This window comes from Roseomonas sp. SRI_022, assembly GCF_057586215.1.
Genome location: NZ_JBYCZL010000015.1, coordinates 11,402 through 27,398, shown reverse-complemented (window position 1 = coordinate 27,398; position 15,997 = coordinate 11,402). Strand labels below are relative to the sequence as shown.

General features: G+C 69.3%; 13 protein-coding genes. 5 read left to right on the top strand and 8 right to left on the bottom strand.

Features of this window, described 5'->3' with window-relative positions; genetic code table 11:
* The first annotated feature begins 44 nt into the window (after positions 1–44).
* From AC2YHJ_RS16070 to AC2YHJ_RS16050, 5 genes are all read left to right on the top strand, one after another.
* Positions 45–971 carry an RluA family pseudouridine synthase gene (locus tag AC2YHJ_RS16070; protein ID WP_487397090.1) on the top strand — a complete coding sequence of 309 codons (927 nt, stop codon included), beginning with the start codon at positions 45–47 and terminating at the stop codon, positions 969–971.
* A 224-nt stretch (positions 972–1,195) separates the two neighbouring features.
* Complete coding sequence (gene rpoH, locus AC2YHJ_RS16065) at positions 1,196–2,080, top strand: RNA polymerase sigma factor RpoH (protein ID WP_487397089.1); 885 nt, start codon at positions 1,196–1,198, stop codon at positions 2,078–2,080.
* A 151-nt stretch (positions 2,081–2,231) separates the two neighbouring features.
* Complete coding sequence (locus tag AC2YHJ_RS16060) at positions 2,232–2,591, top strand: hypothetical protein (protein ID WP_487397088.1); 360 nt, start codon at positions 2,232–2,234, stop codon at positions 2,589–2,591.
* A 100-nt stretch (positions 2,592–2,691) separates the two neighbouring features.
* Positions 2,692–3,690: a Vgb family protein gene (locus AC2YHJ_RS16055; protein WP_487397087.1), complete on the top strand. Its 999-nt coding sequence runs from the start codon at positions 2,692–2,694 to the stop codon at positions 3,688–3,690.
* 74 nt (positions 3,691–3,764) lie between these two features.
* Positions 3,765–4,112 carry a c-type cytochrome gene (locus tag AC2YHJ_RS16050; RefSeq protein WP_487397086.1) on the top strand — a complete coding sequence of 116 codons (348 nt, stop codon included), beginning with the start codon at positions 3,765–3,767 and terminating at the stop codon, positions 4,110–4,112.
* A 30-nt stretch (positions 4,113–4,142) separates the two neighbouring features.
* Here the strand turns inward: AC2YHJ_RS16050 and AC2YHJ_RS16045 are convergent, their stop codons facing one another.
* The 8 genes from AC2YHJ_RS16045 to AC2YHJ_RS16010 all read right to left on the bottom strand — a co-directional run bounded on the left by AC2YHJ_RS16045 (position 4,143) and on the right by AC2YHJ_RS16010 (position 15,993).
* On the bottom strand, positions 4,143–5,174 hold the full coding sequence (locus AC2YHJ_RS16045; protein ID WP_487397172.1) for an amino acid ABC transporter substrate-binding protein: 1,032 nt from the start codon (positions 5,172–5,174) through the stop codon (positions 4,143–4,145).
* Between the two features lie 127 nt (positions 5,175–5,301).
* Complete coding sequence (locus tag AC2YHJ_RS16040) at positions 5,302–7,017, bottom strand: GMC family oxidoreductase (protein WP_487397085.1); 1,716 nt, start codon at positions 7,015–7,017, stop codon at positions 5,302–5,304.
* A 59-nt stretch (positions 7,018–7,076) separates the two neighbouring features.
* Positions 7,077–8,315 carry a M28 family metallopeptidase gene (locus tag AC2YHJ_RS16035; RefSeq protein ID WP_487397084.1) on the bottom strand — a complete coding sequence of 413 codons (1,239 nt, stop codon included), beginning with the start codon at positions 8,313–8,315 and terminating at the stop codon, positions 7,077–7,079.
* Positions 8,312–9,328 carry a tripartite tricarboxylate transporter substrate binding protein gene (locus AC2YHJ_RS16030; protein ID WP_487397083.1) on the bottom strand — a complete coding sequence of 339 codons (1,017 nt, stop codon included), beginning with the start codon at positions 9,326–9,328 and terminating at the stop codon, positions 8,312–8,314. Before AC2YHJ_RS16030 ends, AC2YHJ_RS16035 begins: the two co-directional genes overlap by 4 nt.
* Entirely contained in the window at positions 9,268–10,548 is a 1,281-nt protein-coding gene (locus AC2YHJ_RS16025; protein ID WP_487397082.1) for an ArgE/DapE family deacylase, read from the bottom strand. The genes AC2YHJ_RS16030 and AC2YHJ_RS16025 overlap by 61 nt, the downstream gene beginning before the upstream one ends.
* Positions 10,549–10,563: 15 nt before the next feature.
* Positions 10,564–12,141, bottom strand: a complete 1,578-nt coding sequence (locus tag AC2YHJ_RS16020; RefSeq protein WP_487397081.1) for an ABC transporter substrate-binding protein — start codon at positions 12,139–12,141, stop codon at positions 10,564–10,566.
* Between the two features lie 160 nt (positions 12,142–12,301).
* A complete protein-coding gene (locus AC2YHJ_RS16015; protein WP_487397171.1) occupies positions 12,302–13,810 on the bottom strand; it encodes a Ppx/GppA phosphatase family protein in 1,509 nt (502 codons plus the stop codon).
* A gap of 17 nt (positions 13,811–13,827) precedes the next feature.
* Entirely contained in the window at positions 13,828–15,993 is a 2,166-nt protein-coding gene (locus tag AC2YHJ_RS16010) for an RNA degradosome polyphosphate kinase (protein WP_487397080.1), read from the bottom strand.
* Positions 15,994–15,997 lie beyond the last annotated feature (4 nt).

Here is a 15,997-nt window from a genome sequence, read left to right as displayed (position 1 = left end):
AATCCGATGCCGCCGAAGCCACGGCGCCACCCGAGGCAGCCGGCATGCGCGCCGACCGCTTCCTCGCGGAGGCGATAGGTTCGCTCTCGCGCTCCCGCGTCAAGGCATTGATCGAAGCCGGCCAGGCGACCCGCGACGGCGTCCCGGTCCGCGACCCCGCCGAATCCGTGCGCCCCGGCGCGCGCTACCGCCTGCGCATCCCGCCGCCCGTCCCGGCCACGCCCCAGCCCCAGGCCATCCCGCTGTCCATCCTGTTCGAGGATGCCGACCTCATCGTGGTGGACAAGCCATCGGGCCTCGTCGTGCATCCGGCGCCGGGCAATCTGGACGGTACGCTGGTCAACGCATTGCTCGCCCATGCCGGGGATGACCTGCCGGGCATCGGGGGGGAAAAGCGACCGGGGATCGTCCATCGGCTCGACAAGGACACCTCGGGCGTCATGGTCGCGGCCAAGACCGAGCACGCCCACCGCGCCCTCTCCGAGGCCTTCGCCGCCCGCGACCTGGACCGCGCCTACCTGGCTCTCGCCTGGGGCCTGCCAGAACCCGTGCAAGGGGAGGTCTCGGCCCCAATCGGGCGTCACCCGGTCGACCGCAAGCGCATGGCCGTGGTCGAGCGCGGCGGCAAGCCGGCGACGACGCGCTATCAGGTCAAACGCGGCTGGGGTACGGCCGTTTCATTGGTGGAATGCCGACTGCTGACGGGGCGGACGCACCAGATCCGTGTGCATATGGCCCATCTCGGCCATCCGCTGGTGGGCGACCCGGTCTACCTGCGCCGCACCCCGGCCAGCGCGCGCCTGCTGCCGGCAGGCACGCGCGACGCCCTGCTCGCCTTCCCGCGCCAGGCGCTGCATGCGGCCACACTCGGCTTCCGGCATCCCGTCACGGGCCAGGCCCTGTCCTTCGAAACTCCCCTGCCGGCCGACTTCACCACCCTGCTCGCGTTGCTGGACAGTAACAGCCAGTAACCCGACTATTGCAGTCGGTTTTTCTTGCGCCCTAACACGGCACGCGGTAGAAACGGCGACGTCGGATTCCAAGGGGTGCCATCAAAGCACCCGATCCGGCCCGCCCCGACGTGACCGGGGCTGGCGGCTCGGGCCAGGGCCCGGAGGAAACGACACAACCGAGATGACCGTTTGCGCGCCCCGCCGTCACGGGGGGTCCGCCCGGTTCAGGAGGCAGATGACTTATGGCTTCCAGCATGGCTATCCCGATGGCGACCGAAGGGAACCTGTCCCGCTACCTGCAGGACATCCGCAAGTTCCCCATGTTGGCGCCGGAGGAGGAACTTTCCCTCGCCCGCCGGTGGAAGGATCAGGGCGACGAACGGGCTGCCCACAAGCTCGTCACATCGCATCTTCGTCTCGTGGCGAAGATCGCCATGGGCTACCGCGGCTACGGCCTGCCAGTCGGGGAACTCATCTCCGAGGGCAATGTCGGCATGATGCAGGCGGTGAAGCGCTTCGATCCGGAGCGCGGCTTCCGTCTGGCCACATACGCCATGTGGTGGATCCGCGCCGCGATACAAGAATACATCCTGCATTCCTGGTCGCTCGTGAAGATGGGCACCACGGCGGCGCAGAAGAAGCTGTTCTTCAACCTCCGCCGGCTCAAGGCGCAGATGTCCGCGCTCGAGGAAGGTGACCTGAAGGATGAGCAGGTGGCGAAGATCGCCCATGCCCTCCAGGTGCCCGAGCAGGACGTGGTGTCGATGAACCGGCGCCTCGCCAGCCCCGACCACAGCCTGAACGCTCCCGTCCGCGCCGACAGCGAGGGCGAGTGGCAGGACTGGCTGGTCGATGACGGTGAGAGCCAGGAGGAGGAACTCGCCGAGCGGGAGGACATGACCAACCGCCGCGACCTGCTCGCCGGTGCCTTGAAGACGCTGAACGAGCGGGAGCGTCACATCCTGATCGAGCGGCGCCTGAAGGAGGAGCCGACGACGCTCGAGGAGCTCTCGCAGCAGTACAACATCAGCCGCGAGCGCGTCCGCCAGATCGAGGTCCGCGCCTTCGAGAAGCTGCAGAAGTCGATGAAGCAGCAGGTCGCAGAGCGGCGCCTGACGGTCGGCTGACCGGCCTGGCACAACTGGTTCCGATGGGGCGGCGGGGAAACCCGCCGCCCTTTTTGCATTTGGGCTGTGAGACGGATCGCTCGCTTCCGGCCATGCGCCGGCGCAAGACTGCGCGCCGGCGGGCCGGGCGCGCCGAAGCCCATGGAGGATCATGATGCCGAATGCCACCCGTCGCCTCGCGCTCGCCCTGCCGGCGCTCGCACTCGCACTTCCCGCCGCCGCCCAGGCGCCAGCAGTGATGCTGTTCCGCGTCGTCTCCCAGCGCGATGAGATCATCATTGGCCTGACGCCCGCCGAACTCGAGGCACTCGGCACCGGGCCCGAGGCCGAACGCATCGCCCGCAAACTGGCCACCGAGGGCCAGTTCGGCGCTTGGCGCTACATCGTCGGCCGCGCCCCGGATGGCTCCACCCGCCACGCCGCCGCCGGCCGGATCGCGATCCTCCGCCAGGACACCTACCGCATCGAGCCCTACGCCCCAGCGCTGCCGGTCGCACCGCCGCCTGGCTGAGGCGCGGCCTCCCGTCGGCCAGGTCCGGCTTGCACGCCAGCGGAACAAACCCAAGATACCGCGGCGGAAGACGGGCCAAACAACGTCGGGAGGATTGCTCATGCAACGCCGCCATCTGCTCGCCCTCGGCGCCGCCGCCGCGGCTGCGCCGCTGCTGCCCGGGACTGCCGCCGCCACGCCGCCGGGCTACCGCGTCACCTGGTACAATGCCCGTACCGAAGGCTCCGGCCGCGTCGGGTCGCGCGACGTGACGGCGGCCGGCGACGGCACCATCTGGTTCTGCGGCCAGCGCAACGGGACTCTCAATCGGCTCGACCCGCGGACCGGCGCGATCCGCGTCGTCAATCTCGGCCAGGGCGCGGCACCCCATGGCGTGATCCGCGGTCCGGACGGCGCCGCCTGGGTCACCGAGGGCGGGCAGAACGCCATCGCCCGCGTCGATCCGGTCGACCATCGCGTGACCCTGTGGCGGCTGCCGGAACGCTTCGCCAACGGCAACCTCAACACCGGCGTCTTCGACGATCGCGGCACCTACTGGTTCACCGGCCAGAACGGCATCTATGGACGCTTCGTCCCCGCCACCGAGCGGATGGACGTCTGGGAGGCCCCGCGCGGCCGCGGCCCCTATGGCATCACGAAGACGCCGCAGGGAACGCTTTGGTACGTCTCCCTCGCCGGCAATCACCTCGCCCAGATCGCCGACCTCGACACCGGCCGCGTGAGCATCGTCGAACCCCCCACCCAGAACCAGGGCGCCCGCCGCGTCTGGTCCGACAGAAGCGGCCGCTTGTGGATCAGCGAATGGAACAGCGGCAACGTCTCGGTCTTCGACCCGATGACGCAGCGCTGGGGTGTCTGGCGCCTGCCGGGTGAACGACCGCGCGCCTACTCCGTCTGGGTCGATCCATCCGACAAGGTCTGGCTGACGGACTTCCCCGCCAACGCAATCGTCCGGTTCGACCCGATGACCGGAACCTTCCTCTCCTTCCCCTCCGACCGCGCCAACGCCAATGTCCGGCAGATGGACGGCTTCGCAGGGGAAGCATGGGGCGGCGAAAGCGGGGCGGACAGGATCGTCAGGATCGAATACGGGCTGTAGGCGGCGGGGGAGAGAACTCCCCCGCGCCCCCTCCTTTTTCTGTCGGTCACCAGCGCATCACCGGCGCGAAGGGCGTGCCCATCCTGGCAATCACCCTGGTGATGCTGGTGCAGGCGGCGCAGGCACAGGACGGGCGGACGCAGTTCGAGGCGCGCTGCGCCTCCTGCCACGCAATGTCGGATTCAGCGCCCGCCGGGCCAGGGCCGAACCTCGCCCGCGTGGCCGGGCGGCGCGTCGGCGGCGATCCGGGCTTCGATTATTCGCCGGTCCTGCGGGCGGCCGAGGGCACCTGGACCGCGGATCGGCTCGCCGCCTTCCTCGAAGATCCCGAGGAGATGTTCCCAGGCCTCTGGATGGGTGGGAACGGGGTGCGCGATGCGACGGCGCGGCGCAGCATCGTAGACTACCTGATGGGGCGGTGAGGGCGCCGCGAAGCGCCCCCACCCGTCACCTCAGCGGATCGGCGGCGCGTAGTGCAGCCCGCCACGGTTCCACAGGTTGTTCACCCCGCGCGGAATGCCGATCGGGGTGATGCTGCGCTCATACATCTCGCCGTAATTGCCGACCTGGCGGATGATGCGCACCGCCCACTCATTCTCGAGACCCATGGAGCGGCCGAGGTCACCAGTGCGACCCGCAAAGCGCTGGATGTCCGGGTTGGTCGAGGTCCGCGCGATTTCCTCGACATTGCCGCTGTTCAGGCCGAGTTCCTCCGCGGCGATCTGCGCAAACAGCGTCCAGCGCACGATGTCGAAGAAGCGCCAGTCACCCTTGCGCACCGCCGGGCCAAGCGGCTCCTTGGAGATGATCTCGGGCAGCAGCACGAACTCGTTCGCATCCGTCGTGCGCGTCGCGCGGAAGGAAGCGAGCGAGGAGGCGTCGTTGGTATAGGCGTCGCAGCGCCCGGCGACGAAGGCCGCGCGGATTTCCTCCGCCTGCTCGATCACCACGGGGGTGAAGCGCATGTTGTTGGTGCGGAAGTAGTCGGTCAGGTTCAGCTCGGTCGTCGTGCCGGGCTGCACGCAGATCGTCGCGCCATCCAGCTGCCGCGCCGAGGTCACGTTGGACGACCGGCGGACCATGAAGCCCTGGCCGTCATAGAAATTGATGCCGGCGAAGGCGAGGCCGAGCTGCGTCTCGCGCGCCATCGACCAGGTGGTGTTGCGCACCAGGATGTCGAGCTCGCCGGATTGCAGCATCGGGAAGCGCTGCACCGTGGTGTTCGGCACGAAGCGCACCTTGGTCGCATCGCCCAGGATGGCGGCGGCCACCGCACGGCAGGTATCGACGTCGAGGCCGCGGAATTCGCCCCGGCTGTCCGGCAGCGCGAAGCCCGGCGCATTCACCGCGACGCCGCAGACCAGGTGCCCGCGGGCGCGGATGGCGGCGACGGTGTCAGGCGGGGCGGTTTGTGCCGAGGCCTGCCCCGCCACGGCGAGGACCGCCGCGGCGGCCAGGCCCGCAAGGCGGGCGCGGATGCTCATCATCTATGTCGTCTCCCAGTTTCCAGACATGAAACCGCCGTGTTTCCCCGGCTGGCTCCCGGACAGCATGCCCATGCGGGAGGCAGGGCGCCAAGGCCCTGTCTGTGCGCTGCGGTGAAGCCGCCCGTCAGCCCGCCCCCGCAAGGATGAGGTCGGACATCTTCTCCGCCGTCATCAGCGTCGGGAAATTGGTGTTGGCCGAGGGCACCACCGGGAAAACCGAGGCATCGACCACCCGCAGCCCCTGCACCCCGCGCACCCGCCCCGCCGTGTCCACCACCGCCATCGGGTCGCCATCCGCCCCCATGCGGCAGGAACAGGATGCGTGCCACACGCCGATCGTGCCCTTGCGGATGAAATCCTCCAGCGCCTCCTCATCCTCCATGACTTCCTTGAAGCGGAAGCCCTCGATCACGAAGCGGTCGATGAAGGCGCGGCGAAGCGCCGCCGGCCCATCGAGGAACTTCGCGATGATCGAGGTGAGGATGCGGTTCTTCGTGTTCACCACGCCGATCCGCCGTACCCGGTCGGAATAGAAGGCCGGGAAGGGATCCGCCGAGACCGCGGCGAGCGGAGCGGACAGGTTCAGCGCCGCCGCCAGCTTGAAGCCGATCATCAGGCGGTCGAGGTCGCGCCGGTCGGACAGCAGGTTGAACTCGACATCCGGATGCGCCCGCCAATCGGTGCTGACCAACCGCACCTGGCCGCGCTGCGAATAGGTCTTGTTCACCCAGGTGAGCATCGAGCCAACCTGCTCGCCCACCGCATGCCAGGCCGATTTGGACGCGACCGACATGAACATGTCGCCCGCCGGCGCGCCCTCGATCCCCGAGGAGAAGCGCAGGCCCACCAGCATGTGCCGCCGCGTAACCGGCGTGACGATGCGCGCTTCCGGCTTGATGAAGCAGGACAGCGAGATCGCCGGATGGTCCATCAGCCCCTGCCCCACCCCGGGCAGGTCGGCGACGATGCCGATGCCGTGCTCGCGCAGATGCGCCGCCGGGCCGATGCCCGCACGCATCAGATGCGCCGGCGAGTGGATGGCGCCGGTGGACAGGATCACCTCCCGCCCGCGGAATTCCTGTTCCTGGCCCTTCACCAGGGCGCGGATGCCGAAGCAGCGCGTGCCCTCGATGATCAGGCCCATCACCTGCGTCTCGGTCGAGATCGTCAGGTTGGCGCGCTTGCGCGTTTCCGCATCAAGGTAGCCGATCGCGGCCGAGACGCGCGCATTGTCGCCGAGATTCACGGTGAGCGGGAAATAGCCGTCCTCGAAGGCGCCGTTCTGGTCGGGCAGGTATTTGAAGCCAGCCTGGCGGAAAGCCTCGGCGGATGCCTTGGCGTGCTTCGACCAGTGTTCCTGCGGAATGCGGCGGACCGGGATGCGGCCACTGCGGCCGTGCCATTCATCGTCGAAATCGACGTCGCGCTCGACCTTCTTGAAGTAAGGCAGCACGGCGTCCCAGTTCCAGCCGGCCGCACCGCGGTCGGCCCATTCGTCGTAGTCATGCGGCGCGCCGCGATTGGCCATCTGGCCGTTGATCGACGACCCGCCCCCGAGCACGCGGGCCTGTTCGTATTTGCGCAGCGGCGGACGGTCGGCATTCGGATTGTTGTGGGAGACGACCTGGGTGCGGACCTTGAGTTCCGTCCAGTGGAAGCGCGGATCGAAATAGGCCTGGCCCGGATAGGTATCGAGGATGGTGGCCGGTTCCTTGCCCGGCGGCGTGTCCGGCCCCGCCTCGCAGAGCAGCACCTTGTTGGCGCCAGGCGCGGACAGGCGATGCGCCAGCACCGAGCCGGCGGACCCGCCGCCGACGATGATGTAATCGTACAAACCCATTTCCCCCGTTCCGGTGCCGCGAGCCTACTGCCTGCCGCGCGGCGCGCCAGGGGGCGGGTTCAGCGCAAGGCCGCGAGGATCTCCGCCGGCGCGTTCAACGCCGCCCACAGCAGCGCCCCGGCCGTGATCGTCGCCGCCTTGAGTTCCTGCATGGGCACGATGGCGCGCGTATCGGCCGAGGTCAGCAGGTAGCGCAGCGCGCTGTCCGGCGCGTCGAAACCCGCCACCAGCCGCGCCGCGGGGATGCCATGCGCGGCGAAGTTCGCGTGGTCGGAATTCGTCATCAGCGGCAGATGCGTGCGCAGCGGCAATCCGGCCTGCGCCGCCGCATCCCGCAGGAAGGGAGCAAGTGCGGCAAAGCCACTGGTCAGCGCCGTCAGCGACGGCCCGCCGGCGATGGAATCGAGATTGATGTTCACCGCCATCCGCGCGCGCTGCTGCTCCGGCAGCGCGGCGAGCCAGGCGCGCGACCCGGCCAGCGCCCATTCCTCCGCGCCGAAGATGCAGACCGTCAGCCCGCGCGGGCAATCGCCCACCAGTGGCGCCGCCGCGCGCGCCAGGGACAGCGCGGCGGCAAGGCCCGTGGCATTGTCGATCGCGCTCTCCCCCAGCGGATGCCCGTCGAGATGCGCGGACAGAACGACGCGGTCCTCGCTGCGTCCCGGCAGGTCGAGGACGAGCGTCGGCGTCGTCGCCGCATGATCCTGCCCGCGCAGCGTGATCCGCACGCGCCGCCCTTCGGCGAGCAGCGCGCCGGCCTCGGCGCTGATGCCGAGTGCCGGAATCCCCTCCCCGCCCCCACGGCCGGAGGACCCGGACACAGGCCCCACCCCCGGTTCCGGCTGCACGATCAGGAAGGCCGCCGCGCCTGCCGCCATGGCAGCCTGCAACTTCACACGCCGATGCACCGTCCAGGCAGCGAAGGGGTATTCGTGCCGCGCCAGCACCGCACGGCCGGCAGCATCGGCATAGGCGCCCGGTGCGCCGCGCCCGCAATCCAGTGTATCGACCACGATGCCTTCGGGCGGCGTCGCGGCTGCCCCCAGTAGCGGCGCGCAGGCCAGGGCCCGCCCGCTGGCGAGGTCAGTGACCCGTGCCTCCTCGCATCGCCAGCCGGCATAGGGCGCCGGCTCGTCGCGCACCGGCCCGATCGCCGCGAGCCGGTCATGCAGCAATGCGAAGCCGCGCGCCGCGCTCTCGCTGCCCTGCAACCGCCCGCCGGTGTCGCAGATTGCCGCGAAATCTGCCGCCAGCGCCGCATCCGCGGCAACGCGCCCAAGGAAATCCGCGAGCGTCACTGCGCGGTGATGCCCCGCGCGCGCGCGATCTCGCCATAGCGCGCGATGTCTTGCCGGATGCGCTGGCCGAAGGCCTCCGGCCCGTCGCTGCGCGGAATGACGGCGAGCGCCTCCAGCCGCGGCGCCATGTCCGGCGCGGACAGCACGCCCGGCATGGCGGCCGCGATCTTCTGGATGATCGCATCCGGCGTGCGCGCGGGCGCGAGCAGCCCCCACCAATGTTCGGCGACGAGGTCGATGCCCTGTTCGCGGAAGGTCGGGATGGTCGGATGGCTGCGCATGCGCTCCGCCGCCATGACGCCGAGCCCGGTGATCTGGCCTGAGATAAGCTGTGGCGCCGCCGAGGCAACCGTGACGAAGACCGTGTTGAGGTTGCCCGCCGCGAGATCCTGGATGGCCGGCCCGCCGCCGCGATAGGGCACATGCGTCAACTGCGTGCCCGTGGCGATCTGGAACAGCTCGCCCATCATATGCGACGCCGCGCCGACGCCGCCCGAGCCGTAGGTGTAGTGGTTCGGGCGCGCCCTCGCGAGCGCGGCGAACTCGGCGGCATTGCGCGCGGGCAGCGACGGATGCCCGAAGATCAGCAGCGGCGCCGCGCCGACCATGGCGACCGGCACCAAATCCTTCTCGACGTCATAGGGCATGCGCGATTGCAGCGCCGGCACGATGGCGTAGGGAAGGTCCGCCAGCAGCAGCGTGTAGCCATCGGGCGCCGAACGCGCGACCGCCTCGGTGCCGAGCATCGACCCGGCGCCCGAGCGGTTCTCCACCACCACGGACTGGCCGAGCGCGGCGCCGAGCCCGGGCTGGATCAGCCGCGCCAGCACATCCGACGACCCGCCCGGTGCGAAGGGCACGATCAGGCGGATCGACCGGTTCGGCCAATCCTGCTGCGCGAAAGCCGGCGCGGCGAGGCTTGCCCCCGCCGCCCCCAGCAGCGCGCGGCGCGTCAGGCGCGAGGGCGCAGCCCGCACCATTCGGCGATGAAGGTCGCGATCGTCCTGGTGCATGAGCGGAGGTCCTCGATCGAGGTGCGTTCATCGAAGCCGTGCGCGACTTCGCCCTTGGGACCGTAACAGAGTCCCGGGAAGCCGAAATAGAGTCCGTAATACCGCGCGTCGTTCACCGCCGTGGTGCGGCGCGCCGGCATCTCCCCGCCATGCACCGCAGCATGGGCGGCCGCGAGCACCGTCTCCGCCTCGCTGCCAGGTTCCAGCACATAGGGATCGGTCTGGAAGCCGGTCCAGACGATCTCGGGCGGGTTGTTCGCCATGAAGCTGTCGCCCTTCGCGGCGGTCTTCACGCAGGCCTCGATGCCGGCCATCGCCTGTTCCGGCGTGGTGCCGGGCACGAGGCCGATGCGGCAATCCACCTCGCACCAGGCGGGGGTGGACGACGCCCAGTCGCCGCCGCGGATGATGCCTGGGTTGAACTTGATCGGGTCCTTGATGTCCGCATACCAGGGGTTGGACTTCGCGGCCTCGTTCAGCGTCCTCGTATGCGCGTAGAGCGCATTGATCAGCGCATAGGCCGACATGATCGCGTTGGTGCCATCCTGCGCCACCGCGACATGCACCGGCACGCCGCGCACGCGCAGGCGGAACCAGATGGTCCCGGTCTGGGTGCGGGTGATGGAATGGCCGGTGGGCTCGGGCACCAGCGCCGCCTCGGCGCGATAACCGCGCAGCAGGGCGGCGAGCGCGCCATTGCCGGTGCTCTCTTCCTCCGTCACCGTCTGGACATAGACGTCGGCAGCAGGTTCGAAGCCGGCGGCGCGGATCGCATCCATCGCGAAGACCATGCAGGCCACGCCCGACTTCATGTCATGCGCGCCGCGGCCATACATCCAGCCGTCGCGAATCGTCGCGGAGTAGGGCGGGTAGGTCCACATCTCATGCGGGCCTTCCGGCACCACGTCGATATGGCCCTGCAGGATCAGGCTGCGCCCGGTCGGATTCGCCGGGCGATGCGCGGCGACCACCTGGATCGATCCAGCCGGATCGACATCGACCATCGGCGCCATCTTCGGGTGGTCGGGCACATCGGCGATGGAGAAGCGATCCACCGCATAGCCGCGTTCCGCCATCTGCCGCGCGAACCAATCCTGCAGCGGCGCCTCCCGCCCGCGCAGGGAGGGAAAGCGTACCAGGTCCTGCAGGAAGGCTACCTGCCTGTCGAAGCCGGCATCGATGGCGGCAGCAATGCGGGAAAGGGCTTCGGCATCCGACATGGGTAACACTGTCCTTCAGTTCGGCGGGCGGGCATGCACCGCCGAGGTGTGGTTCACGGGGGATGGATCGTAGACGACCCTGTCGCGGCGACCAGCCCAGGTGTTGCGCAAAAAGATCACGGGCAGGACGCCCTTGTCGTCCAGCAGGGCACGCGCCGCCTCCTGCGTCAGCACCTGCCGCCGTTCCGGATCCATGGTGGTCAGCGCCTGGCGTACCGGTTCGTCGATCGCCGGGTTGGAGTAGCGCTGGCGGTTGAAAGGCCCGAAGCCGATGTCCGGGTTGCGCGTCGCCACCACCTGCCGCAGCGGGTTGATGGTCAGGTAGCTGCTGAAATAGGTCATGAACAATGAGAACTCCCTGTTCGTAGCGCGGGTGAACAGGTTGGCCGGCGGCAGCGCCTGCACCGTCGTCTCGATGCCCACGCGCGTGAACTGCTGCGCGAGCGCCTGCAGCAGGTTCTGGTCGGACGGGAAGAAGCCGTTCGGCCCGTGGATGGTCAGGCGGAACCCGTCTGGATAGCCGGCCTCGGCCAGCAGCGCGCGGGCGCGACCGACATCATGCGGCAGCGGTGGCAGGTTCGGCAGGCGGTGCTCGGCGACTGGGGCGGCGAACTGGTCCGCGGGCGTCGCCTGCCCCTGGTACAGCCGCGTGGCGATGCTCTCGCGGTTGATGGCAAGCGACAGCGCCTCCCGCACCCGCCTGTCCGCGAGCGGATTGCGCGGCAGCGGATTGCCGGCACGGTCGGCGACGAAGGGCGAGGTGTCGCGCATGGAATCGGGGAACAGGTAGACGAAGGTCACGCTGTCCACCTCGAACAGCGCGAAGCGCGGATCGCGGCGCAGGTTCCCGACATCCTGCACGGGGACGTAGTCGATCAGGTCCACCTCGCCGGCCAGCAGCGCGGCGGTGCGGGATGCAGCCTGTGGGATGAAGCGGATCGTCACGCGATCCCAGGGTTCGGCCGGCCCCCAATAGGTCGGGTTGCGGGTGATCTCCATGCGTTCGTTCTGCGCGAAGGACACCAGGCGATACGGTCCCGTGCCGATGGCGAGCCGCCCCGAGGTGAAGTCGCTCGTTGCCGGGTTCTGCCCATGGATGCGCCGCGACAGGATGAAGGGGGCCGCCATGTCGAAGAACATCAGCGGATTGGGTTCATGCAGGCGGATGCAGATCGTCGCCGGGTCCACGATCTCGATGGCGCTGATGGTGCGCACCGCGGGCGTATAGAGCGCGGGGCTGTTCGGCACGGTCGGGATGCGCGCGAAAGTGTAGCCGATGTCGTCGGCCTCCAGGGGCGTGCCGTCGTGGAAGCGCACGCCCTGGCGCAGCTTCACCTCCCAGGTCAGCGCATCGATCGCTCGCATCGATTCCGCGAGGCGCGGCTGTGGCACCGCCTGGTTGTCGAGTTCGAACAGACGCTCATAGATCTGCATGAGCATCATCGTGTTGTTGGTGGTGTTGTGATAATGCGGGTCAAGCGCCGAGGGCGGCGTCTGCGCCCCGATGGTCAGCGTCCGCTGCGCCGCGGCCGGCGAGCAGGACAGCAACAGGCAGAGCACGGCGCATGCGGCGCCGACCGTCCCCTTCAGCATCGGTGTCCTCCCTGGCGGTCCGGTCTGTCGCCGGCCATCCGCGGGAAGCCTCCGCCGCCAGGGCGGTCGCGGTCAACGAAAAGGCGTGTGTCCTCGGTTTGGCAGGCGGCCGCTCCACCAGCCCCGCGCGCGGATGCGCCCGGCAAGGATGCCGGGCGTATCAGCCGGCGATCTCGACCGCTGCCTCCAGCCCAAGCACCGCGCCCAGCGCCTCGACGCGCCGCAGCACGCTCTCCCCGGCGAAAACGCCACTGCCTTCCACCAGGCGCAGCATCAGCCGCCCACCCTGGCGTTCCAGCGATGTTCCGGCGAGCAGTTCCGGCGTGCCGCCCGACAGCGTGTAGGCCAGCCGCAGCGCCGCCCCGAGGATCTCCGCCCGCCGCACCGCCGCGACATCCAACAGCACACGCGCGGCCTGGAGGAAGGGCACGTCCGGCCCGGCCTCGTAACGCAGCGCCACGGCCAGCGCGAGAAAGGCGCGCGCATGGTGGTCGAGCCCCACGCCCGGCTGGCGCAGCACGCGGAAATAGGCGTGTTCAGCGCGATAGTCAGGATGGTCGTGGCTGCCGATGTCGCTGACCCAGCAGGCGGCCGCGCGCAGCGCCGTGTCGCTTGCCGACTCACGTTCGAACAGTTGCGCGGTCCATTGCGCCAAGGCCGGCGGCAGGCGCGGATCGCGCCCGAAACGGCTCGCCAGATCCTGCGCGGCAGCGAGCAGCGGGTCGCGACGGCGCTCGGCGGCGCTGATGTGCCGGGCGTACCAACCCTCGCGCAGCCCGTTCGCGCTGAACACCACGCGGCGCGCGCCTGACGCGCGCAGCAGCCGCCGCATCACCATCGCCGCCCAGGGCAGATCCTGCACGCGCTTGGTCGGCGCGCCGGGCATGCGTTCCAGCGTGCGGCGCGTCGCCGCCATCACCACGCCGGACAGGTCGCGCGCTTCCTCCCGCGACAGCACGTAGTGATGCACGATCGACAACGGATAGGCGGTCTGCGCGATGTGCATCCGCGCCAGCGCGCGCCAGGCGCCGCCGACGAGATAGAGGTCGCGCCCGGTCGCCTCGGACAGCCAGGGGACGCGGTTGAATTCCTCGGTCGCCATGGCACGGCCGCGCGTGATGTCGCCATCCGCGCGCTCCGACAGGCGGATCGCGCCGAGCGGCAGGCTGACCGCGCGCCCGGCCCTGCCATGCGCCAGTTCCACCAGTTCCAGCGACCCGCCGCCGATATCGCCCAGCACGCCATCCGCGTCGGGAAAGCCGAGCAACACGCCCTCGGCCGAAAGCAGCCCTTCCTCCTGCCCGGTCAGTACGCGGATCGTGAGGTCGGGCAGGCGCTGGCGCAGCGCGGCGACGAAGGCCGCGCCGTTGGTCGCGTCGCGCACCGCAGCGGTTGCCAGCACCTCGACCGGGTCGGCACCCATGGCGCGCGCGACGGTGTGGTAGCGCACCATCACCGTGACCGCCTGCTCCACCGCTTCCTCGTTCAGCATGCCGGTCGTCACCAGCCCGCGGCCGAGGCCGAGCACCGCCTTCTCGTTGAAGATGGTCAGCGGATTGCGCACGCGGCCCTCGAAGACCACGAGGCGCACCGAATTGGAACCGAGGTCCACCACTGCCGCACGCGGCAGTCGCTGGCCGTCACCCGACCAGGCCGGGCCTTCTCGCATCGTGGTGCCCACCACTGTCAGTCCTGCATCACGCGGTCCTGCCGAGGGCGCCGCGGCGCGCCCTTCAGCGCGCTGCCACGGCCCGACAGGGACGGGTTGGTCATGAAATAGTCATGCGCCGAAACCGGCTTGTCGCCGGCATTCAGCCGCGTCCAGTCGCCATCCGCGCCAAGCTGCCAGGACTGCATCGTGTCCTTGAGGTTCACCACCATGATCTGGTCGAGCACCTGGGCATGCACGGTCGGGTTCTCGACCGGCACCATGGTCTCGACGCGCCAGTCCATGTTGCGCGCCATCCAGTCGGCGGAGGAGATGAACACTTTTGCGCGACGGGACGGCAGGCGGTGCCCATTGCCGAACACGCAGATGCGCGAATGTTCCAGGAAGCGGCCGACGATCGACTTCACCCGGATGTTGTCGCTCATGCCCCTCACGCCCGGGCGCATGCAGCAGATGCCGCGCACCACGGCGTCCACCTTCACCCCCGCGCGGGATGCGGCGTACAGCGCATCGATCAGCGTCTCGTCCACCATCGAATTCATCTTGATCCAGATGGCGGCCGGCTTGCCCTCCTTCGCGAAGGCGATCTCCTGCTCGATCAGCGCGAGCAGCGAGGGGCGGATGGTCAGCGGCGCGAAGGCGAGCTTCTCCATGCTCTCGGGCCGCGCATAGCCGGTCATGAAGTTGAACAGCTTCGCCGCGTCGCGCGTCAGCGCCGGGTCGGCGGTGAAATAGGACAGGTCGGTGTAGATGCGCGCGGTGACCGGATGGTAGTTGCCCGTGCCGAAATGCGCGTAGGACCGCAGCTGCGTCCCTTCCCGTCGTACCACCAGCGACACCTTGGCGTGGGTCTTCAGTTCGACGAAGCCGAAGACCACCTGAACGCCGGCGGCTTCAAGCTCGCGGGACAGCGCGATGTTGCGCTCCTCGTCGAAGCGGGCCTTCAGCTCCACGATGCCGGTGACCGACTTGCCGGCCTCCGCCGCCTCGATCAGCGCCTTGGCGATCGGGCTGTCGCGGGTCGTGCGGTACAGCGTCTGCTTGATCGCGACGACATTCGGGTCGCGCGCCGCCTGGCGCAGGAACTGCACCACAACGTCGAAGGATTCATAGGGATGATGGACGACGATGTCCTTCGCCCGGATCGCCGCGAAGCAGTCACCGCCGAAATCGAGGATGCGTTCGGGGAAGCGCGGCGTATAGGGCGTGAACAGCAGGTCCGGCCGGTCATCGACGATCAGCTGCGTCAGGTCGGACAGGCCGAGCAGGCCCTCGACCAGGAAGATCTCGCCGCGCGGGGCCTCAAGTTCCTCGGCGACGAATTGCAGCATGTCGGCCGGCGTCGCCGAGGTCACGGACAGCCGGATCGGACGCCCGCGCCGCCGGCGCTTCAGCGCCGTCTCGTAGGACCGCACGAGGTCCTCGGCCTCTTCCTCGAACTCCACGTCGGTGTCGCGGATCAGCCGGAACAGGCCGCTCTCCGCCGGGATGAAGCCAGGGAACAACCGGTTGAGGAACAGGACGATCAGGTCCTCGAGCTGGAGGAACCGGATCACCGTCTCGGTTTCGCGCGGCGGCAGCCGGATGAAGCGCGGCACCTGCGGCGGCAGCGGCAGCAGCGCGCGCATCGTGCCGCCATCCTCCTCCCGCACCAGCTTCAGCACCATGCACAGCGACAGGTTGGCGATGAACGGGAAGGGATGCGCCGGATCGACCGCGAGCGGCGTCAGGATCGGGAAGACCCGCTCCATGAACCAGGCTTCCAGCCATTCGCGGTCGCAGCCATCGAGTTCCTGTTGCTCCACCACCGCGAGGCCCGCCTCGCGCAGCAGGTCGCGCAATTCGCGCCAGGCGTCCTGCTGGCCGGAGATGAGCATCTGCGCTCGGTCATGGATGGCGGCCAATTGCTGCGCCGGCGTCTTGCCGTCTGGCGAGACCTTGGCGATCCCCGCCCGTTCCTGCCCGGCGAGGCCCGCGACGCGAACCGAGTAGAACTCATCGAGGTTGGCGGCCGAGATGGCGACGAAGCGCAGCCGTTCGAGCAGCGGATGGCGCGGATTCGCGGCTTCCTCCAGCACGCGCTGGTTGAAGGCCAGCCAGGACAGTTCCCTGTTGGCGAAGCGCGCAGGGCTTGCCAGCAGCGCCTGCAGCTCCGCATCGGCGGTCGGTACGGCGTCGTTCATGCGG

What these genes read in the sequence shown, in the direction of transcription:
- AC2YHJ_RS16015 (WP_487397171.1), bottom strand. Translation starts at nt 13,810, where the DNA reads ATGCGAGAAGGCCCGGCCTGGTCGGGTGACGGCCAGCGACTGCCGCGT.
- AC2YHJ_RS16030 (WP_487397083.1), bottom strand. Translation starts at nt 9,328, where the DNA reads ATGCACCAGGACGATCGCGACCTTCATCGCCGAATGGTGCGGGCTGCG.
- AC2YHJ_RS16010 (WP_487397080.1), bottom strand. Translation starts at nt 15,993, where the DNA reads ATGAACGACGCCGTACCGACCGCCGATGCGGAGCTGCAGGCGCTGCTG.
- AC2YHJ_RS16025 (WP_487397082.1), bottom strand. Translation starts at nt 10,548, where the DNA reads ATGTCGGATGCCGAAGCCCTTTCCCGCATTGCTGCCGCCATCGATGCC.
- AC2YHJ_RS16040 (WP_487397085.1), bottom strand. Translation starts at nt 7,017, where the DNA reads ATGGGTTTGTACGATTACATCATCGTCGGCGGCGGGTCCGCCGGCTCG.
- AC2YHJ_RS16070 (WP_487397090.1), top strand. Translation starts at nt 45, where the DNA reads ATGCGCGCCGACCGCTTCCTCGCGGAGGCGATAGGTTCGCTCTCGCGC.
- rpoH (WP_487397089.1), top strand. Translation starts at nt 1,196, where the DNA reads ATGGCTTCCAGCATGGCTATCCCGATGGCGACCGAAGGGAACCTGTCC.
- AC2YHJ_RS16055 (WP_487397087.1), top strand. Translation starts at nt 2,692, where the DNA reads ATGCAACGCCGCCATCTGCTCGCCCTCGGCGCCGCCGCCGCGGCTGCG.
- AC2YHJ_RS16020 (WP_487397081.1), bottom strand. Translation starts at nt 12,141, where the DNA reads ATGCTGAAGGGGACGGTCGGCGCCGCATGCGCCGTGCTCTGCCTGTTG.
- AC2YHJ_RS16045 (WP_487397172.1), bottom strand. Translation starts at nt 5,174, where the DNA reads ATGAGCATCCGCGCCCGCCTTGCGGGCCTGGCCGCCGCGGCGGTCCTC.
- AC2YHJ_RS16060 (WP_487397088.1), top strand. Translation starts at nt 2,232, where the DNA reads ATGATGCCGAATGCCACCCGTCGCCTCGCGCTCGCCCTGCCGGCGCTC.